The following is a 19,657-nucleotide window of genomic DNA, read 5'->3' on the forward strand; positions in this document are numbered from 1 at the left end:
GAGTTGCCGGGTTCGCTCCTCCGTTCGGACCACGGGTGGGGCCCTTTCCGGTGAACTGCGGCGGGCTGGCGCACGCTGTGGGTGCTGCGTGGGGTACCCCGTATGCGCGGATTTTCGGCAGCGCGTTCCTTTCGGCCTCTCGTTCCTTGAGGAGATCAGTCATGTACGCAGTGGTTCGGCGGTACGAAGGGGTGACGGATCCCGCTGAGGCGGGACGCGTGGTGAACGAGGAGTTCGTGCCGCTCCTTGGCCAGGTCGAGGGCTTCGTGGCCTACTACTGGGTCGATGCCGGCGGCGGGGTCATGTTGTCGACGAGCGTCTTCCAGGACCGGGCCGGCGCCGAGCAGTCGACCGCCAGGGCGAGCGACTTCGTACGGGACCGCCTGGCCACTCTGCTTCCTAATCCGCCCCAGGTCACGGCTGGTGAGGTCGTGGCACATGCGTAGCGGACTGGGGCGGGTGCCGGGCGATTCAGCCGGGTCACCGACGACGGAGGACTGAACAGGCGGCGGGACGGCTGCCTGTCAGCGGTCCGGGGTTGGCTGGGTGGTGTCGTCCGGGGCTGTTCGGGGTTTGGTGTGGAGGACTTCGCGGGCTTGCTCGGCGGCGCGGGTGATGCTTTCGCTGATGAAGTCGAGGAAGCGGGCGATGTTCTCCAGGCGGGCGGCGGCGGGGGTGTCGGGGCCGAGGACGGTGACGCCCTGGCGGGCGGTTTCGACGAGCTGGTCGTTGGCCCGGGCGCTGGCGATGGTGGCTTGGTAGAAGAGTTCGTCGTCGACGATGTAGCGGTCGCGGCGGCGTTCGTCGCGCTCACGGCGGACGAGGCTCTGGCTCTCCAGGAAAGCGATGGCTTTGGAGATGGAGGCGGGGCTGACCTGGAGGTGCTGGGCGAGCTGGGATGCGGTGAGGCTGCCGGCGTCGCTGGTGAACAGGCAGGTCAGCACCCGGGCCGTCATCTTGGGCAGGCCCGAGGCCATGAGGACGGTGGTGAGCGTCTCCTCGTACGCGGTCACGGCCTCGGCATCACGCCCGTGCGGCGCGGGTGCTGACTGCGGCCCGCGGGGGGCGGCGGGCCTGCGCCGGCGGGCGCGGTGCTCGGTGGCGCGGTGGGCGAGGTCGGCGCGGTAGGCGGTGGGGCCGCCGTTGCGCATCACCTCACGCGTGATGGTCGAGGTCGGACGCTCCAGACGCCGGGCGATCTCGGCGTAGGGGAGGTTGTCGGCCAGCCCCAGCGCGATCTGGCGGCGTTCGGACTGGGTGAGCCTGCCTCCCGGCATCGCGATCTCCTCGGTTCTCCTGCGTGGTGGTCCCTGACTCCTCCCACCATAGCGTTCACCTCCAATCCATTGCAATGATTGCAGTGGCTGTCGTTGCGTTACTTTCGGGTTCGTTGCAATGAAATGGACTGCCTGACCTGCGTGTATCTTGCTTCCTTGCAACGAATCAGTTGTCGCCGTATGGAAAGCAACGTAGCGTTTCCTGCATCAGAAACGACCAGCGAGTGCAGGAGAACACGATGCAGAAGTTCGACACCCCCGCCCCGATCTCCGCCGTCCTGAACATCCCCGCCGGACGTATCCAGATCATCGCCGCCGACCGCAACGACACCACCGTCGAGGTCCTGCCCGCCAACCCCGCCAAGAGCCGCGACGTCAAGACCGCCGAACAGGCCACCGTCGCCTACACCGATGGCATCCTGCGGATCCACACCCCCGAGCCCGACAACCAGCTTTTCGGCCCCTCCGGATCCGTGGAGATCACGCTCCAACTCCCCACCGGCTCCCGCATCGAGGCCCGGACCGCCAGCGCCGAACTGCGCGGCGTCGGCCGCCTCGGCGACATCGCCTTCGAGGGCGCCTACCGCCAGATCAAGATCGACGAGGCCGCGGGCGTCCGTCTCACCGCGACCGACGGCGACGTCGAGATCGGCCGCCTCACCGGCTCCTCGCAGATCAGCACCGCACGCGGTGACATCCGGATCACCGAAGCCGTACGCGGCACGCTCGAACTGAGCACCCAGTCCGGTGACATCACTGTCGGCGCCGCCGCCGGCGTCTCGGCCACCCTGGACGCCGGCACCGGCTACGGCCGTGTCAGCAACGCCCTGAAGAACGACGGCACCGCGGAACTCGACATCCGCGCCACGACCGCTCACGGCGACATCACCGCCCGCAGCCTCTGACAGCTCAGCGCAGCGCCAGCCAGAAAGCCGCTTTCCGGATCCGGAGCAGAGTGAAGGCGCGCCTACAGCGTTGTAGGCGCGCCTCAGCTCTCCCCGTACTTCGCGGTTCTGGTGAATTCAGTTCAGCGGTTCCACCCAGATGTTGCGGTAGCGCACCTTGTTGCCGTGGTCCTGGAGGCGGATGGCCCCGGCTGACGGTCCCTCCGGGCGGCCGCCGCCGGTCGGGCCGTCGATCGCGATGTCGTCGTGGATCTTCTCGCCGTTCCAGACGACGGTGACCCGCGCGTCGGCCGTCTTGGTGCCGTCGGCGTCGAAGCGGGCCGCTCGGAAGCTGACGTCGTAGCTCTGCCAGGTCTCGGGTGCTGTGGCCGCGTTGATGTCCGGAGCCTTCTTCAGGTAGATCGCTCCGGCTTCGTTCGTGTCGAGCGTCGTGTCACCGAACGAGTCGAGGATCTGAAGCTCGTAGCGGTCCTGGAAGTAGACGCCGCTGTTGCCACGGTCCTGACCGGTCACGTCGTCCGGCAGGAGCGGGACGCGGAACTCCACGTGCAGCTTGAAGTCCTGGTAGGCGTCCTTGGTGCGGATGTCGCCGCAGCACACCTCCATCGACTGCTCGTCGGTCAGCGGCCATTCCACGGTGCGTCCGTCCGTGTGCTGCCACTGACTGAGGGATGTCGCGGTGCCGTCGAAGAGAGTGACCCGGGCGCCGTGCGGGCGGACGGTGATCAGGTCCAGGTTGACGTGACCGGAGTCGCCGGAGTCGAAGCGGTAGGCGATGGTGTTTCGGCCTTCGCGGAGAGCAACGCGTTCGGTCTGCGTCGACCAGGTGTCCCAGTTGCCGGTCGAGGCGAGCTTGGCCTGTCGCAGCTTCTGCCCGTTGGCGTACAAGGAGAGGGACTTGGTGCCCTGGAAGGGGTTGGGCCCGTTGGAGTAGCGCAGGTTCACGTCGTAGTCGCCGGCCTCGGGGACGGTCACGTCGAAGGTGGTGGCGGCCTTGCCCTCGGTGCCGTAGCGATCGACGAAGCCGCTGCCCGAGTAGCCGGTGTGGTCGGTGTTGATGCCGGCCGTCCCGGTCAGCCGCGCCTCCTCGGCCTCGTACGACGTCGCGGGTGGCGGCTCCTTGCCCGGCACGGCGTTGAGCGTGTACCAGGCCTCCGTGCTCCACAGCGCCTCACCGGACGCGGACGCGAAGGGGCGTGGTGAACGGACGTGCACGACGCGGCCCGGCTTGAGCCCGTCAAGGCGTAGGGAGACCGTGCGCCCGTCATCGGCGAGCGTCGCCGAGCGGACGTTCAGCCGCTCCTCGGCGATCTTCGGACCTCCGTAGTCCGTTGTGGGGGTGTAGCGCCACTGTTCGGCCTGGTAGCTGGAGGCCAGCTTCTCCGCGGTGGCCGGGGACAGCGGCTGGGTGTACTCCAGGTCGAAGCCACCGGGGACGGCGCGCATCTCCTTGATGTCGAAGGTGTTGCCGCCGTTGGGTGTCAGTTTCTGGAGGCCGAACTTCAGCTTTCCTTCCTGGCCCCAGTTGCCGTCGGCGCCGAGCCCGCCCGCGTAGACGGCTCCGTCGGGGCCCATGGTGATGCGGTTGACGCCGGCTTCGAGTCCCTGCGTATAGCGGAACACGGCGCCCTGGTACTGGCCCTTCACCTTCTCCAGATAGGCACGCTGGAGCCCGCCGTAGGTGACGTCACCGAGGAGCATCTGCCCGGCGAACCGGCCCTTGGTCAAGTACAGCGGTGTGCTGGGGGAGTTGGCGATCTCGTTCTGTGGCAGCCACAGCACGGGTTCGGTCACCGACCGGTCGTCGAAGGGGCCCGAGGGCTCGGTGTAGTGGTTGAAGAAGCGGTCCTGCTTGATGTGGACCAGCTTGGACGCGGGCAGCCAGCCGCCTTGGTTGTCGGTCGTGAAGATGTCGCCGCCGGGGCCCCAGCCGATGCCGTTGGGGGTACGCAGGCCGCCTGCGATCGGCTGGATCTTCCCAGTCTTCTTGCTGATCTTGTACGTGGTTCCGCGGCCGGGTGCCGGCTGCGGAGTCGTGGTCGCGCCGCCGTAGTTGATGGCGACGGACAGGTTCACGTAGAAGTAGCCGTCGCGGTAGAGCAGTCCGAAGGCGAACTCGTGGAAGTTGCCGCCGTAGGGCCATGTGGCGACGGTGCGGTACTCGTCGGCGACGAAGTCCCGGTCGCTGTCGACCAGTTGGGTCAGCTCGTGCTTCTGCGACACGTACAGCGAGCCGTCGACGTACTTGATGCCCATGGGCTCGCGCAGCCCGCTCGCCACCTTCTTCACGGTCACCTTGTCGCGACTCGTGGTGCCGGTGACGTTGTCGAGGAGGTACACCTCGCCCGTGTGGTCTGCGAGCCGCCCCAGGTGGTGATGGCCAGGCGGCCGTCGGGAAGCCAGTCCATGCCGGTGACCTGGGGCTCGAAGCCGTCCGGGCGGAGGTCGGTGAGGGTGAGGTCGGGGCGTACGTCGGTCAGCGGCAGACCGTCGCCCGGACTGTCCGCTCCCGACTCGCACTCCTTGCGTCCGGGGGCGGTGACCCGTACTACTCCGGCGTCGGTGCTCAGTGCCTCGCTCGGCACGGTGGTGAAGTCGTCCGCGGCCGGTGGCTTCCACGCCAGCGCGAGGCGCTGCTCACCGCCCCGCTCGAAGTAGTCGATGCGGAACGGATGGGATCCGGCCGCGAGTTGGACGGATCCGTCCTTCGGCTCGGCGGCGTGCAGTCCGTCGTGGTCGATGACAGTCCGGTCGTCGATGGTCAGCCGCGAGCCGTCGTCGCTGGTCAGGCGGAAGGTGTAGGACCCGTCGTCGGGAACGACGAGGTAGCCGGACGCTTCGGCGGTGAAGTTGTCGGCGAAGCCGCCGAAGTCGGCGGTCGTGGACCAGTCCACGGTCGGCATCAGCTTGTCGTGGTTGGGGGTCTGGCCCGGCTTGAGCGTGCACAGTTTGCTGAGCGGAACCTGGGTGTCGAACACCCGCAGAGTCACTCCCGGTTCCTGGGGTGGGATGTCATCGGGGGCGGCGACGGACGGGGGTGCCGCTAACACGCCCCCGGCAAGGAAGCCTCCGAGAAGCAGGGGGGTGAGTCGTCTTCGGGCGCGGCGGAACAACCGTGAATGCATCGGTCCTCCAGAACGGACCGGAGGCCGCCGGATCGCACTCCGGTCGAGATACCACTGCGCGGGGAGCGCGCAGAGGTGGTACTCGTGCGGTTGCGCCGATACCGTAGGGGACTTTTGCCGAGCGCGTCCATACTTTGTCATCAGTCGGTTCAAAGTCCGATGCGTGAGCCGGTTCCGCACCGGACGGCCGGTCGATGCAGACTGTGTCTGCCGTCCGCCTGCCGTCCGCCCGCCGGCGCGTGCGGTGGGCGGTAGGCGCGTTGGCGCCCTTGGACGTGCGGAGAATCGACGGAGATCCGATGGAACGACGTCAGCTGGAGTACTTCATCGCGGTCGTCGAGCACGGCGGTTTCACGGCCGCGGCCAACGCACTCCACGTAGCGCAGCCTTCGCTGTCGCATGCCATCCGCACTCTGGAGCGCGAATGCGGCGGGAAGCTCTTTCACCGGCTCGCGCAGGGTGTCTCTCTCACCCCGGCCGGTGAGGCGCTGGTGCGGCCGGCCCGGCAGGTCCTGCGTGACTTGTTCACGGCGGGTTCACTGGTGCGGGAGGTCCTCGGGCTCAGCGGCGGGAGGCTCGACATCGTTTCGCAGACGACCCTTTCCGTCGACCCTCTGGCCGACATGCTGGGCCGCTTCCATCGCGCGTATCCCAAGGTCAGCGTGCGCGTGGTCGATCCGGAGCGGGGGCCTGCCGTGGCGCAGATGGTCGTGGCCGGGCAGTGCGAACTCGGTCTGGTGGACGCCTCGGTGCCCACGGCGGACCTCAGCGGGATCGACCTGCCGGAGCAGGAGATGCATGTGGTGCTGCCCGCCGACCACCCGCATCCGGCGGGCGCCACCATCACCTCACGTCAACTGACGGCCCTGGACCTGATCGTGACACCGCCGGGCACCGAGACCCGGGCGGCGGTCGACGACGTGTGCACCGCACTGGGTGTCGCACCACGCATCGCGGTGGAGACCGCACACCGCGCGATGATCGTGCCGCTCGTCCTCTCCGGCGTCGGCGCCGCCGTACTGCCCGCTTCCATGGCCCGGGACGCCGCACTGCGCGGGGCGCGGATGCTGTCCCATCGTCCGCGGCTGCTGCGCCAAGGCCGGCTGGTCTGGCGGTCGGGTCAACTGTCCCCAGCCGCCCAGGCGTTCGTGGACCTGGCGTCCTCATCCGCCCGGGACGGGCATATCCAGTAGGTATAGAGAATCTCTACCGCCTTCATTCAGAACCGGTTCACGTGAATCCGAGCGACCTCGTTGACCGGCTCCGGCAGTGACTGACACCTTGACTGCATCGCAGGTCGGGGCATTTCAGAGGACCCCATTAATGCCCTGCAACGCCGGTACTCAGGCTGCGAAAAAGAGGGTGTCTTTTCCCCGCCGGGCCACCGAATCGGAGAATTGAATGACTGAGTTCGACGCGGGACGGCACATACTTCCGCGGCCGGATACCCGCCGGCCGCTGACGGCCGCGATGGACGTACACGACCAGGACACCGCCTTCACCCCCATCGGCCCGGTCCCTGCGCCCGAGGGCGCCCCGAACGTGGTGATCGTGCTCGTCGACGACCTCGGCTTCGGCACCTCCAGCGCGTTCGGTGGACCGTGCGAGATGCCGGCCGCGGACCGACTCGCGGACAACGGCCTGCGCTACACGCGCTTCCATGTGACGGCCCTCTGCTCGCCCACCCGCCAGGCCCTGCTGACCGGACGCAACCACCACTCGGTCGGCATGGGCGGCACCACCGAGATGACCACCGCGGCCCCCGGATACAACGGATTCCGGCCGCGCAGCGCGGCGACCATGGCCCAGATCCTGCAGGGCAACGGCTACAGCACGGCCGCCTTCGGCAAGTGGCACCAGACCCCGCCACGCGAGATCAGTCCCGTCGGCCCGTTCGACCGCTGGCCGACGGGGGAGGGGTTCGACACCTTCTACGGCTTCATGGGCGCCGAAATGAACCACTGGTACCCGCTGCTGTACCAGGGCACCACTCCCGTCGAGCCGGATCGCCGCCCCGAGGACGGCTACCACCTCTCGGAGGACCTCGTCGACCACGCCATCGACTGGGTGCGCACCCAGCGCACGCTGACTCCGGACCGGCCGTTCTTCACCTACCTCGCACTGGGCGCCGCGCACGCGCCGCTGCACGTCGGACGGGCATGGCAGGAGAAGTACCGTGGCCGCTTCGACCAAGGCTGGGACCGGCAGCGGGAGATGACCCTCGGGCGGCAGAAGGAACTCGGCGTCGTACCCCCTCAGACGGAGCTCGCGCCCTGGCCGGACGGCGTTCCCCACTGGGACGAACTCAGCGACAACCAGCGGCGGTTGTCGGCCCGCTTCATGGAGACGTTCGCCGGATTCACCGAGCACGCCGATGTCCAGGTGGGCAGGTTCCTCGACGCACTGGAGGAGCTCGGCGAGCTGGACAACACCATCGTCCTCTACATCCTGGGCGACAACGGTGCCTCGGGCGAGGGCGGCATCGAGGGGACGATCGTCGAGCACCGGCTCGGGCACGGCGTGGTCGACGACCCGGACGAGATGATCGACCACCTGGACGAGATCGGAGGACCCCTCAGCTACCCGATCGCACCGGCGGGATGGGCGCTGGCCCTGAACACCCCTTACCAGTGGACCAAGCAGGTGGCCTCGCATTTCGGCGGCACCCGCGACGGCATGGTCCTGCACTGGCCGCGAGGGGTCCCCGAGCGTGGCGGGCTGCGTCACCAGTTCTCGCACGTGATCGACATCCTGCCGACGATTCTGGACTGCGCGGGAATCCCGGCGCCGTTCAGTGTGGACGGGGTGCCCCAGCAGCCCATCGAGGGCACGACCATGCAGCGCACGCTCACCGACCCCGCCGCGACCGAGCATCGCCGGACCCAGTATTTCGAGATGTGCGGCAACCGGGGCATCTATCACAACGGCTGGATGGCGGTCACCCGGCACGGCATCCCCTGGGAGATGGTGCCGGACAACAACCGGCGCTTCACCGACGACGTCTGGGAGCTCTACGACGTCGACCACGACTGGAGCCAGGCGCGCGACCTCGCCGCCCAACGCCCCGAGAAGCTACGGCAGTTGCAGGACCTGTTCCTGATCGAGGCGGCGAAGTACCAGGTCTTCCCCCTCGACGACCGGGTCACGGAACGGGAGAACCCCGCGGTGGCGGGCCGTATCGATCTGCTCGGCGAGCGGACGTCCATCACCTACCGCGCGGGGATGCGGCGGTTCACCGAGGAGACCACCCTCAACGTCAAGAACCGCTCGCACAGCATCACCGCGGACGTCGACCTGCCGGACACGGACGCCGACGGCGTGATCATCTCGCAGGGCGGCCGATTCGGCGGCTGGAGCCTGTACGTCACCGACGGCAGGCCGGCCTACGCCTACAACTACTTCGGCATGAACCTGTACACCGTGCGCGGCGAAGAGCCCCTGGCGCCCGGACGGCACGAGATCCGGCTCGAATTCGGCTACGACGGCGGAGGGCTCGGCAAGGGCGGAACCGCTGTGCTCCTGGTGGACGGCGAGAAGCACGCGAGCGGACGGGTCGCGCGGACCATCCCGTACTACTTCTCCTTCGACGAGACACTCGACGTCGGAGTCGACCTGAGCACCCCGGTGACCGACGACTATCCCGCCCTCGACAACGAGTTCACCGGCACGATTCACACCGTGCGCATCGACCTGGACGACCTGGACGACCGGGGCGGCGCGTCGTCCGAGTTCGACGGGGGACTGCACCGGCGTGTGATGGGGGCGCAGTGAGCTGCTGCACGCCGTCCGGCGACCGGGCTGCGGACAGGGCGCAGCCCCCGCCGTTCTCCGCCCGGCAGGCCACGCCCGAGGGCATGGTGGCGGTCCCGGCCGGCCCGTTCCTCATGGGCAGCCAGGACGGACTCGCCTATCCGGCCGACGGCGAAGGCCCGGTGCGCACGGTGTATGTCGACGCCTTCTGGATCGACGCCTGCACGGTGTCCAACGCACAGTTCGCGCAGTTCGCCGCCGAAACCGGATACCGCACCTCCGCCGAGCGCATCGGCTGGTCGTTCGTCTTCGCCGGGCTGCTCCCGGACGACTTCCCGCCCACTCGGGCGGTGGCGGCCGCCCCCTGGTGGCGCCAGGTCGAGGGCGCCGACTGGCGCTGTCCCGACGGACCGCACTCCGCCTGGGAGACCCGGCCGGATCATCCCGTCATCCACGTCGACTGGGACGACGCCCGCGCCTACTGCGCCTGGGCCGGCAAACGCCTGCCCACCGAGGCGGAGTGGGAACGCGCCGCCCGAGGGGGCCTGCACGCGAAGGTGTTCCCCTGGGGCGACGACTTCGAGCCCGGCGGTCGCCCCCGGATGAACGTGTGGCAGGGCGACTTCCCGAACCGGCACCCCACCGCCGACGGCTGGTACGGCACCTGCCCCGTCCGCGCCTTCGAGCCCAACGGCTTCGGCCTGTACAACGCCACCGGCAACGTCTGGGAGTGGTGCGAGGACCCGTTCTCCCCCTCCCGCGGCGGAGACCGACGCGTCACCAAGGGCGGCTCCTACCTCTGCCACGCCTCCTACTGCCGCCGCTACCGGGTCGCCGCGAGACAGGGCCTCTTTCCGGACTCGGCGACCGGCAACGTCGGGTTCCGGTGTGCCCTGGACATGAACTGACCCCTCCTCACCCCACCATCCGCACGGCGCGAGGCGCCCGGCGCACAAGGAGCAGGACCATGGCACAACGAGCAAGAAGGTGGCGCTCCGGCGCCGCGGCGACGGCCGTACTCGGTCTCACCCTGAGTGCGTGCAGCGGGGCGAAGGTCGGCGAGGGCACCTCCGCGGCGGGCGGTGGTCCGGGCGAGTGCGGCACCCTCAACCTCGCGGTCAGCCCGTGGGTGGGCTATGAGGCGAACGCGGCGGTCATCGCCCACGTCGCGGAGAAGGAACTCGGCTGCAACGTCGTCCAGAAGGATCTGAAGGCGGAAATCGGCTGGCAGGGCTTCGAGACGGGCGAGGTCGACGCCATCGTGGAGAACTGGGGCCACGACGACCTGAAGAAGAAGTACATCACCGAGCAGAAGACAGCCGTCAACCTCGGCCCGACCGGCAACAAGGGAATCATCGGCTGGTACATCCCCCCGTGGATCGCGAAAAAGTACCCGGACATCACCGACTGGCAGAACCTCGACAAGTACGCCGCGAAGTTCAAGACCTCCGAGTCCGGCAGCAAGGGCCAACTCCTTGACGGTGACCCGTCGTACCAGACCAACGACGAAGCCCTGGTGAAGAACCTGAAACTGGACTTCAAGGTGGTGTACGCGGGCAGTGAGACCGCCCTGATCCAGGCCTTCCGGGACGCCGAGAAGAACAAGAGGTGGGTGATCGGCTATTTCTACGAGCCACAGTGGCTCTTCTCGGAGGTGCCGCTGGTCCACATCGATCTGCCCCAGCACACGGCGGGCTGCGACACCGATCCCGCGAAGGTCGCCTGCGACTACCCCGTGTTCGACCTCGACAAGATCGTCAGCACCCGTTTCGCGAAATCCGGCAGCCCGGCCTACGACCTGGTGAAGAACTTCACCTGGACCAACGACGACCAGAACACCGTCGCCAAGTACATCGCGCTCGACAAGATGACACCGCAGGCGGCGGCGAAGAAGTGGGTCGCGGCACACCCCGACGAGGTGAAGGCGTGGCTCGGGTAGCGCCAGCCTGTGATCAGCAACTCCGGGGGCGGGGGGGGGGCACGGAGGGCTGGTTGTCCGCTGCGGTGTCTCAGCTGTCTCAGCGTCCGGTCGGTGCTGCGGTGGCGGCGGACCTGGAACATGAGCGGGACGCCGGGCCCCGCGTCCCGCGGGGGCCGGCGTCGCTGCCGGCTCACCCCGCCGGCGCGGTGATCTCCCTCTTGAGGATCTTGCCGCTGGGGCCGGTCGGCAGGGCGTCCACGAGCCATACCTCGCGCGGGTACTTGTACGCCGCCACCCGCTCCTTCACGAACTGCCGGAGCTCGTCCGGCGTGGCCTGCGCTTTCGGGCGCAGCACCACCGCGGCCGCGATCTCCTCGCCCAGATGTGCGTCGGCCACGCCCACCACCGCGGCCAGCGCGACGGCCGGGTGCTCGTGGAGCACCTCCTCGATCTCGCGCGGGTAGACGTTGTAGCCGCCGCGGATGATCATGTCCTTCTTGCGGTCGACGATGTACAGGTAGCCGTCCTCGTCCTGGCGCGCGAGGTCGCCGCTGCGCAGCCAGCCGTCCGGGATGGTGGCCGCCGTCTCCTCCGGGCGCTTCCAGTACCCCTTCATCACGTTCGGCCCGCGGACGGCCAGTTCGCCTATCTCGCCGGGGGCCACGTCCTGGCCCTTGTCGTCGAGGAGCCGTACCTCCACGTCCTTGATCGGAGTGCCGATGGACCCGGCCTTGCGGGGCCGGTCGGGGTGGTTGAAGGTGACCACCGGACTCGTCTCGGACATGCCGAACCCCTCCAGCACCACGCAGCCGAAGCGCCGCTCGAAGCCGTGCAGGATCTCCACCGGCAGCGAGGCCCCGCCGGAGACGCACATCCGCAGCGTGGAGACGTCGGCCTGAGACGGGTGCTGGAGCAGAGCCGCATACATGGTCGGTACGCCCTCGAAGATCGTCGCCCGGTCGCGGGCGATGGCGTCCAGCACGGTCTGCGGGTCGAAGCGGGGGATCAGGGTGAGAGTGGCACCGGTGCGGACGGTCACGCTCATCGTGCAGATCTGGCCGAAGATGTGGAACAGCGGCAGACAGCCCACGACCACGTCGTCCGCTGTCATCCGCTGCACTTCGACCGCGTTGACCTCGGTGTTGTGCCGTAGCCCGGTGTGGGTGAGCGTGGCACCCTTGGGGCGGCCGGTGGTGCCTGAGGTGTACAGCAGGACGGCCACGTCCTCGCCGTCCGGCTCGCTCACCTCGGGCAGCGGTTCATGACTGGCCAGCAGGCCCGCGAAGGCGGCAGGCTCGACGGCCATGTGCCGCACTCCGGCGCCGGCCGCGCCCTGCGCGCCCTCGCCCGGACCCTGGTGCCACTCGAAGAGCATCTTGGCGCCCGAGTCGCGCAGGTGGTACTCGGTCTCGCGGGTCTTCAGCAGCGGGTTCATCGGCACGACGACCGCTCCGGCGCGTAGCACGCCGTAGTACAGGACGACGAACTCGGGAACGTTGGGCAGCATCAGGGCGACCCGGTCGCCGGGCTGCACCCCCTCGGCCCGCAACAGTGCGGCGGCGCGGGCACTGCGCTCGTCCAGCTCCGCGTAGCTGGTGACCTGGCCCCCCAGCCGCAGCGCGGGGCGGTCCGGCTGCCGCCGTGCCGTCTCCACCAGGAACTGAGCCAGATTGGCCATGACCGCCTCCACGAACGTCGCCGTCGAAATCCGCTGTTCACACTGACGACATCGTGCAGATGTCCCCGGCGGCGGCCTATGTGCCGTCTGACATCATCTGCCCTCCCGGATTGTTCCCGAGAACAAAACAGGGGCGTTACGCTGCGGGAATGGACCTCTCAGGGGTGGTTTCGGCGCTGCACGCAAGGCTGCCGGAACTGGGCGAGCGGATGGCGCAGCGTATTCGCTCGGACGTCGATGCCTACAAGGACGAGTCGCTGATCCCCTTCGACTCGCTGCGCCGCTCCTGCACCGCCAACGCGGACCTGCTCCTGAACCAGCTCGGCCGCGGGGGCAGGCAGGACCCGAGCCCGGCCCGGGAGACCGGGCGCCTGCGCGCCGAGCAGGGCGTGCCGCTGGCGGACACCCTGCACGCGTACCGGATCGGCTTCGAACTCCTGTGGACGGAGGTCCTCGCCGAGGCACGCACCCATCCCGAGGTCACCGACACCCAACTTGTGTCCCAGTCCGCGGAGATCTGGGCCCTGTTCGGCCGCTACGCGGAGGCGGTGGCGGCCGCCTACCGGGAGACCAGCGCCGAGCTGACCTCGCGGCGTCAGGCCCGCCGCTCGGCACTGGTGGAGGCGCTGTTCACCGGCGTCATCGCCGACCGCACCCTGTGGGAGGCCGCCCGCGAGCTGGGGCTGCCCGACCGTGGGCCCTACGTGGTCGCCGCTGCGGCCACCGACGCTCCCGGCGAGGAGCCGCTGGCGGGGACGGAAGCGGCGCTGCGCCAGGCCCAGATCCACTTCGCCTGGCGGCTGCTGCCCGACCAGCAGATCGGTCTGGCCGCCCTGCCCACGACGACCGCGGAGAGCACCTGCCTGCGCATCCTGCGCCGCGCGGACGCCCGCGTAGGCATCAGCCCCTGCTTTCACTCACTGCGGGACACCCCCCAGGCCCTGCGCTTCGCCCGTCTGGCCCTGGACGGCCTCCCAGGCACCGGCCCCGGCGTCGCACGGTTCGACGACGACCCGCTGGCCATGGTCGTCGCCGCCGCCCCGGCCGAGGCGGCGCACCTGGTGGAGGTGGTTCTCCAGCCCCTGCTCGACCTCCCGGCCGCGGAGCGTGCCCGCCTCCTGGAGACCCTGGAGCACTGGTACGCCGCCGCCGGCTCCGCCACGGACGCGGCGCGCACCCTCTTCGTCCACCCCAACACCGTCCGCTACCGGCTGCGCCGGGTCGAGGATCTGACGGACCGCTCCCTGTCCGATCCGCGAGCGGCGGCGGACATCCGCGTGGCGCTCCTGGCGGTCCGCCGGGCGGGCACGTCATTCGGTGACGTCATTCGGTGACGCCATTCAGTGAGCCTTAGGTGACTTCCCCATGGGGAAGCTCCCGTCGGCGCGCGCATTTGTCTCCTGCGATTGGTCGTTCGGCCGTGGCATTCGGGTGGCCAGGGCCACTTGTGGTTGGCGTGGCGATGATTTCGGATGCGTTCTGGGGTCAATGGGTGTGACGGCCGCTGAAGCCCATCCGGAGAAGATCGCCACTCTCCGCCCACACCGGTCAACCCCACTCAAGGAGAACGCCATGTCCGTCAGTTACACCTTCGACGTCTTTTCCAGCCTCGACGGCTTTGGCGCCGCCGGCGGCGACTGGACCGGCTACTGGGGCAAGCAGGGCCCCGAGTTGCTTGAGCACCGCCTTGCCTTGTACGACGCGGAGCAGCGGATGGTCTTCGGGGCCAACACGTATCGGGCATTCGCACGGATGCTGGCAGCCAGCACCGAGGAATCCGAAGTGCGTGACCCTTGGGTCACTCGCATGAGGAGCCTGCCGGCAACGGTGGTGTCGACGACGCTGGAAGGCCCCCTCGACTGGCCGGACGCGACCGTCGTGAGCGGTGACGCCGTCGACGTCGTCGCCCGACTCAAGGAGGAGTCCGAGGTCCCGTTGCGCTCGCACGGCAGCCTGTCGATGAACCGGGCGCTGATGGCCGCCGGCCTGGTCGACCGCTTGCAGGTGACGCTCTTCCCTGTCATCACCGGTGAGACCGGGCTGGACCCGATCTTCCGGGGCGCGGCCGACTTCGACCTGGAGCTGGTCGAGAACCGGACGCTCGACGGTCACATTCAGCAGCTCATCTACCGGCCTACCGTCCATTGACCTCGCGGCACCCCGGCCCACTACGAGGAGACCACCAAGAGGCGGGAAGGCAGACGGATCTGGGTAGTTCACTCGGCCTGGTGACGGATGATCGAGTTGCTGGAGTGGGACGGGAGGGCGACTCTTGGGGCACTCTGTGCGCGTTCTCGGACGCACCGTCGGCATGTGCTGAGTCAACGCCCGTACAAGCCCATGTGACAGGGTGGGCGAATGATGGCGAACCACGAGCACTCATCCGTTCCGCAGTCCATGGGACTCGAATCGTGGTCGGACAGCACGCCGACGCACAGCGATAATGGCGGCGAAAGAACTCGTCTACGATCCGTGCGGATTCAGTTGCTCGCAGCCGGTTCCTGAATCCGAGAGTGCCGAGTACGCCGCCCACGCATTCACCCTTGACGGCCGCTCCGTCCGGTTCCGTGCAGCGAAGACGACCCCCACCAAGGTCGGCCAGTTCGTCACCGTGTGGAAGAGGTCACCGGGTGGGCCCATTCAGCCCTTCGACGTGTCGGATCCCGTCGACCTCTTCGTCATCAGCAGCCGCGACGGTGATCACTTCGGCCAGTTCGTCTTTCCCGTGGACGTGCTCCGCCGACGCGGTGTCGTGTCAGTGGACGGTGCCGGTGGGAAACGTGCCTTCCGCGTTTACCCGCCCTGGGTGACCACCGCCAGCCGTCAGGCGGGCAGTACTCAGGCGTGGCAACTGGAGCACTTCCTGCACCTGGACCAGGGCGGGCCCGTGGACTCCGCTCGCGCCCAGGAGCTCTACCACCCGTAGGACGGCGCGGCCGACATGCCTGTGGGAGCTGGGCTCATCCACTGTGCCGGCTGAACCTGGACGCCCCCAGACGGAGCATTGTCTGGGGGCGTCCAGGTTCAGCCTCACGGGATGTGGGCGCTGCGGTGGGGGACTACGGGAAGTTGATGGTCGCGTCGGTGGAAATGGAGACGACGACCGAGCCTGCGGTGTCGGCGGTGAACGTGTCGACCGCGGCGATCTCTGTGCCCCATCGTTCGACGAGTTCCGATTGCGTGGCCTTGGCGACGCGGTCGATCCAGACCTTCTGGGCAGCCCATGCGTTCTCGGGCTCGACCTGGGCGGCAGCATCGCTGAAGGGGATGCTGCCCATGTTCTTCTTGGTGGTGTTCCAGAAGTCGACGAAGAAGGCCCGCGACTGCTTGACGTCGGCTCGCGTGCCGGTGCGGTAGACGTGTCCGCCGACGTAGGTGTCGAAGTCGAGCTCGAGGATGGCGTCGTGGGCGCTGAGGATGCCGGGGAGGTAGTCGGCGTTGCCCCAGCCTCGGTAGGGAGCCCAGCCGGGCATGACGACATCGGTCATGACCGCAAGCCGCTGCTTGGGGAAGTAGGTGAGTACGTTCCCGGCCTCATGGTTGGCGCCGGGATAGATGATGTGGATCTCCTCACCGCCTATGTGCAGGGTGCTGTACTTGCCATGGAGGACCTTCTGGGGCATCGGCCGCGCCGGGTCCTTGTGTAGGGCGAGAATGGTGGCGCAGTCGGCGTGGGCGATGCGGACGGCGTCGGGGAAGTCGTTCACTGCGCCCACGTGGTCCAGGTGGGAGTGGCTGTAGATGAAGTGCGTCACGGGCTTGTCCGTGACAGAGGCGATCGCCTCCTTGAGCTTTCCGCGGGACGCGGGGGGCGCATCGACCAGCACGACGCCGCTTCGAGTCACGACGAAGACGGACTGGACGAAGCCGACGATGACGACGTAGGCGTTCTTGCCCGCACGCTGAATCCGATACCCCTTGCCGTTGTCCGGCAGCGGCTTCACGCTCGCCGGGAGTGGCAGGAATGCCGGGACCTTGGCGGCGGGAGTGGCGTCCGCCCCGGCGGAATTGGGCGACTGGCTCCCGTCGCTGGCGGGAGTGCCCTGCGCCACGCCCGCGGTGAATGCGAGCGCCCCTGCGCCGGCAACGGCCGCGGCACTGCCGCCTCGGATCATGGTGCGACGGTTGATCATGACGTCCTCTGTTTCGGCTAAGGATGCAATCGGCTTTGGCGAGATCAACATTAGGAGGTGTTTGAAGTTTCATCAAGTAATTCGAGTTGATATCCTTGGTGTTACCAAGTCACTTCCGTGTGACCTAGTCAGCGTTGATTGACTGTCAGGAAATGGCTTACGCGACCGCCATTCCGAGCTCGCATTCGTGCGCGGTAATAAAGGGGATATCCCGACATCCCTGAAACCGGCGCACTGTAGGCTGTCCGGATGACCAAAGCGCCTCGGCGGGTGACCGAGATCTACGGCACAGGTACTCCGACGCGGGAGGCGCTTGAGCGGCTGGCGAGCCGGTGGACCGTGCTCATCACCAGTCACCTCGAGGATGGACCCGCTCGGTTCAATGACCTCAAGGGCCGCCTGGGGGTGACCGCACAGGCGTTGTCCAGAGCCCTCCGCGGCCTGGAACGGGACGGACTCGTCCTCCGCCGGGTCTACGCCGAAGTTCCGGTTCGCGTGGAGTACGAACTCACCGCCCTGGGCGGCACCATGTGCCCGGTCGTACAAGAAATACGGAGATGGGCAGAGGAGATGGCCCCCGTCATAGGCGAAGCGCAAGCCGCCTACGACCAGGTGCAGTCACCGGAACAACCCGTGGACGCGCGCCTGCGGTGACTGGAGTCTGCGGGGTCTCGTTGGCTCACTGGCTCAACCGCCCTCTGAATTTCCCGTGCTGGGCAGGGGCTGTTCTGCCCGTATGGTCTTGCCGCGGTCGTGATAGCGCGTGCCCCACAGCTGGGCCAGTTGCGCCACCATGAAAAGACCCCGTCCCCCCTCATCGGTCTCCAGCGCCCGCCGTACGTGCGGAGAGGTGCTGCTGCCGTCCGAGACTTCGCAGATCAGGCTCCGGTCGCGGATCAACCGCAGCCGGACAGGTGGGGTTGCGTGCCGGATCGCGTTGGTCACCAGTTCGCTGACCAGCAGCTGTGAGTGCCTCCGGGCCGTACCGGTCACCGGAACAACGCGAGCGCCGTGGCCGGCAGCGGCTGCCCGAAGAACCGTGACGGCGGCCCCGCCGAGCTGTTCCGCTCTGCGCTCTGCGCTCAGAGCACAGGCTCGGCACAGGCGAAGGCGAGAGCCACGTCCGCCTCGATACGGCGTGCCGCCATGCGCAGCACCGGCAGCAGTTCGTCCCGTTCGGCGTCGGCGGATGAACTGCCCGCGTGCAGGGTCAGGTTGAGGGCTGCGAGGGTTCGTCCTGCCGAGTCGTGGATGGGGACGGCCAGCGAGCGGATCCCTTCGTGGAACTCCTGGTCGACCAGGGCGTATCCATCCCTGGAGACGGTGTCCACGGCTTCGGCGATGGCGCCTTGCGAAGTAAGGGTGGCGGACGTGTAGGCCTGCGGGGTGAAGCGCCTCAGGCGCTCGGCGCGCTCGCTGGGTGGCAGGCCTGCGAGAAGGACCCGTCCCAGGGCGGTGGGCGGTGCGGGCAGGCGAGTGCCGGGATTGAGGTCGATGCGAAGGACACGAGGCGCGGCCGCCTTGGCGATGGAGCGGATGTCGTCACCGTCGAGGACGGCGAGAGAGGCTGATTGACCGCTGGCGTGGGCGAGTTCACGCAGATGTGGAGTGGCGAGGTCGGCGAGGGTCAACGGTGACAGTCGCTCGAAGCCCAGGTCCATCACCGCCGGCTGGAGCTGGAAGGTGTCGCCGACCAGGCGCGCGTAGCCAAGCGCTGTGAGGGTGAGCAGGTTGCGGCGGGCGGTGGCGCGGGACAGGCCGGTCGCCTCGGCGGCAGCGGTGATGGTCAGGCCGCCCAACGTGCCCTGGAAGGCTTCGATGACGGCAAGGCCGCGGGCCAGCCCCTCCAGGAATCCCATGCCCAAGTCCTGTTTGCGTAGGCGCAGTTCGGACGCCTGGGCCGGGTGAACTCGGGGTTGCCCCGGCGTGGGGGGTGAGGCGGTGAGCGCGGCCGTCATCTCGGTGGTGGCCGCGCGCAGGGGCGGCACCACTTCGCTGATGAAGCTCTCCGGCGTGTGGCGGCTGGTGTGGGTGAGCACGCTGATCGCGCCGGCAACCGTGCCGTCGGGTGCGTGCACCGGGGCGCCCAGGGCCAGGAGGCCGGGCTCCACCCATTCGTCGTCCAGGGCCCATCCGTCAGTACGTGCCTGCCTGATCCATGTGGTGAAGTCACGCTCCAGCGCGTCCTCGTCGGGTGGACAGGCGCGCGTGGGTACGGCGTTGAACGATGCGTCCAGCGGGTCCATGGCGCGTTGCTTACGCCAGGTGGAGAAGTCCTCATCGCTCCAGTCGCAGGCCAGGACGACTCCGGCGGCGGTGCGCTCGGCGGGCAACAGCCCGCCGATGTGGAAGGCGAGATACATGGTGCGCCGCCGGACTGCCTGGTCGATCAGGCGGGCCGCGGTCCGGTCCGGGACGGCGAGCGAGACCGACTCATCGAGCTGGTTGGCAAGCTGTGCCACGTGGCCGGTGAGAGCGGCTCGCAGAGGGCTGGAGGCCAGATAGGCGTTGCCCGGGGCCATTGCTCCGGGGGCGAGGAGGGCGTCGCGCCCCTCTTCACGGACGTAGCCGAGCTGGATCAAGGTCTCAAGGACGCGGTCGACGGGGGAACGAGGGATTCCCGTGATCTTCGTCAGGTCGCTGCGGCGCAGTCGTGGCTCGGGTGAGTCCGCCAGGGCTCGCAGCACCGTGAGCCCCCGCTCCAGTGGCCCCTGCCCCTGCTCCGTCACACCTGCCGCCCTTCGATTGCGCGTGCCGCCGTCACCTGACGTGCGGCGAGCGCCCCTGGCGAAAAGATACCCGGCCTCCCATTGACACCCGCATGGGCCAAGTAGAGACTCTCCCGGCATCTGAACGAATAATATTTCG

14 protein-coding genes and 2 pseudogenes are annotated in these 19,657 nt (G+C 68.4%); 10 read left to right on the forward strand and 6 right to left on the reverse strand.

Annotation, left to right across the window (positions count from 1 at the left end; translation table 11 throughout):
* Nucleotides 1–161: 161 nt before the first annotated feature.
* Nucleotides 162–446: a hypothetical protein gene (locus OG254_RS47670; RefSeq protein WP_405594298.1), complete on the forward strand. Its 285-nt coding sequence runs from the start codon at nucleotides 162–164 to the stop codon at nucleotides 444–446.
* Between the two features lie 78 nt (nucleotides 447–524).
* Here the strand turns inward: OG254_RS47670 and OG254_RS47675 are convergent, their stop codons facing one another.
* The gene (locus tag OG254_RS47675; protein WP_405594300.1) at nucleotides 525–1,277 is read right to left on the reverse strand and encodes a helix-turn-helix domain-containing protein; all 753 of its coding nucleotides are present in this window, start codon (nucleotides 1,275–1,277) and stop codon (nucleotides 525–527) included.
* Nucleotides 1,278–1,516: 239 nt separating this feature from the next.
* Here OG254_RS47675 and OG254_RS47680 point away from each other — a divergent pair, with 239 nt between their 5' ends.
* The gene (locus tag OG254_RS47680; RefSeq protein WP_405594302.1) at nucleotides 1,517–2,182 is read left to right on the forward strand and encodes a DUF4097 family beta strand repeat-containing protein; all 666 of its coding nucleotides are present in this window, start codon (nucleotides 1,517–1,519) and stop codon (nucleotides 2,180–2,182) included.
* 117 nt (nucleotides 2,183–2,299) lie between these two features.
* On the opposite strand, the pseudogene OG254_RS47685 reads toward OG254_RS47680, so the two are convergent.
* A pseudogene (locus OG254_RS47685) lies at nucleotides 2,300–5,307 on the reverse strand (family 16 glycoside hydrolase).
* A 299-nt stretch (nucleotides 5,308–5,606) separates the two neighbouring features.
* Between OG254_RS47685 and OG254_RS47690 the strand changes: the two are divergent.
* From OG254_RS47690 to OG254_RS47705, 4 genes are all read left to right on the forward strand, one after another.
* On the forward strand, nucleotides 5,607–6,500 hold the full coding sequence (locus OG254_RS47690; protein ID WP_405594304.1) for a LysR family transcriptional regulator: 894 nt from the start codon (nucleotides 5,607–5,609) through the stop codon (nucleotides 6,498–6,500).
* Nucleotides 6,501–6,708: 208 nt separating this feature from the next.
* Nucleotides 6,709–9,078 carry an arylsulfatase gene (locus OG254_RS47695; RefSeq protein WP_405594306.1) on the forward strand — a complete coding sequence of 790 codons (2,370 nt, stop codon included), beginning with the start codon at nucleotides 6,709–6,711 and terminating at the stop codon, nucleotides 9,076–9,078.
* Nucleotides 9,079–9,161: 83 nt separating this feature from the next.
* On the forward strand, nucleotides 9,162–9,965 hold the full coding sequence (locus OG254_RS47700; RefSeq protein WP_405595622.1) for a formylglycine-generating enzyme family protein: 804 nt from the start codon (nucleotides 9,162–9,164) through the stop codon (nucleotides 9,963–9,965).
* 59 nt (nucleotides 9,966–10,024) lie between these two features.
* Nucleotides 10,025–10,996, forward strand: a complete 972-nt coding sequence (locus OG254_RS47705; RefSeq protein WP_405594308.1) for an ABC transporter substrate-binding protein — start codon at nucleotides 10,025–10,027, stop codon at nucleotides 10,994–10,996.
* A 172-nt stretch (nucleotides 10,997–11,168) separates the two neighbouring features.
* Here the strand turns inward: OG254_RS47705 and OG254_RS47710 are convergent, their stop codons facing one another.
* Nucleotides 11,169–12,656, reverse strand: a complete 1,488-nt coding sequence (locus tag OG254_RS47710) for a long-chain-fatty-acid--CoA ligase (protein WP_405594309.1) — start codon at nucleotides 12,654–12,656, stop codon at nucleotides 11,169–11,171.
* A 149-nt stretch (nucleotides 12,657–12,805) separates the two neighbouring features.
* On the opposite strand from OG254_RS47710, the gene OG254_RS47715 reads away from it, so the two are divergent.
* From OG254_RS47715 to OG254_RS47725, 3 genes are all read left to right on the forward strand, one after another.
* Nucleotides 12,806–13,990: a PucR family transcriptional regulator gene (locus OG254_RS47715; RefSeq protein WP_405594311.1), complete on the forward strand. Its 1,185-nt coding sequence runs from the start codon at nucleotides 12,806–12,808 to the stop codon at nucleotides 13,988–13,990.
* A 238-nt stretch (nucleotides 13,991–14,228) separates the two neighbouring features.
* Nucleotides 14,229–14,804 carry a dihydrofolate reductase family protein gene (locus OG254_RS47720; protein ID WP_405595624.1) on the forward strand — a complete coding sequence of 192 codons (576 nt, stop codon included), beginning with the start codon at nucleotides 14,229–14,231 and terminating at the stop codon, nucleotides 14,802–14,804.
* Between the two features lie 295 nt (nucleotides 14,805–15,099).
* Nucleotides 15,100–15,582: a MepB family protein gene (locus tag OG254_RS47725; protein WP_405594314.1), complete on the forward strand. Its 483-nt coding sequence runs from the start codon at nucleotides 15,100–15,102 to the stop codon at nucleotides 15,580–15,582.
* A 133-nt stretch (nucleotides 15,583–15,715) separates the two neighbouring features.
* Here the strand turns inward: OG254_RS47725 and OG254_RS47730 are convergent, their stop codons facing one another.
* On the reverse strand, nucleotides 15,716–16,789 hold the full coding sequence (locus tag OG254_RS47730; protein ID WP_405594316.1) for an MBL fold metallo-hydrolase: 1,074 nt from the start codon (nucleotides 16,787–16,789) through the stop codon (nucleotides 15,716–15,718).
* A 249-nt stretch (nucleotides 16,790–17,038) separates the two neighbouring features.
* On the opposite strand from OG254_RS47730, the gene OG254_RS47735 reads away from it, so the two are divergent.
* Nucleotides 17,039–17,443, forward strand: coding sequence for a winged helix-turn-helix transcriptional regulator (locus OG254_RS47735; protein WP_405594318.1), 405 nt, complete (start codon nucleotides 17,039–17,041; stop codon nucleotides 17,441–17,443).
* A gap of 33 nt (nucleotides 17,444–17,476) precedes the next feature.
* On the opposite strand, the pseudogene OG254_RS47740 reads toward OG254_RS47735, so the two are convergent.
* Together OG254_RS47740 and OG254_RS47745 are read right to left on the reverse strand one after the other, a co-directional pair.
* A pseudogene (locus OG254_RS47740) lies at nucleotides 17,477–17,839 on the reverse strand (ATP-binding protein); the annotation flags it as partial.
* A gap of 32 nt (nucleotides 17,840–17,871) precedes the next feature.
* A complete protein-coding gene (locus OG254_RS47745) occupies nucleotides 17,872–19,518 on the reverse strand; it encodes an IclR family transcriptional regulator C-terminal domain-containing protein (RefSeq protein WP_405594321.1) in 1,647 nt (548 codons plus the stop codon).
* Nucleotides 19,519–19,657: the final 139 nt, after the last annotated feature.

It is taken from the genome of Streptomyces sp. NBC_01092, from assembly GCF_045039535.1.
Classification (GTDB): Bacteria; Actinomycetota; Actinomycetes; order Streptomycetales; family Streptomycetaceae; genus Streptomyces.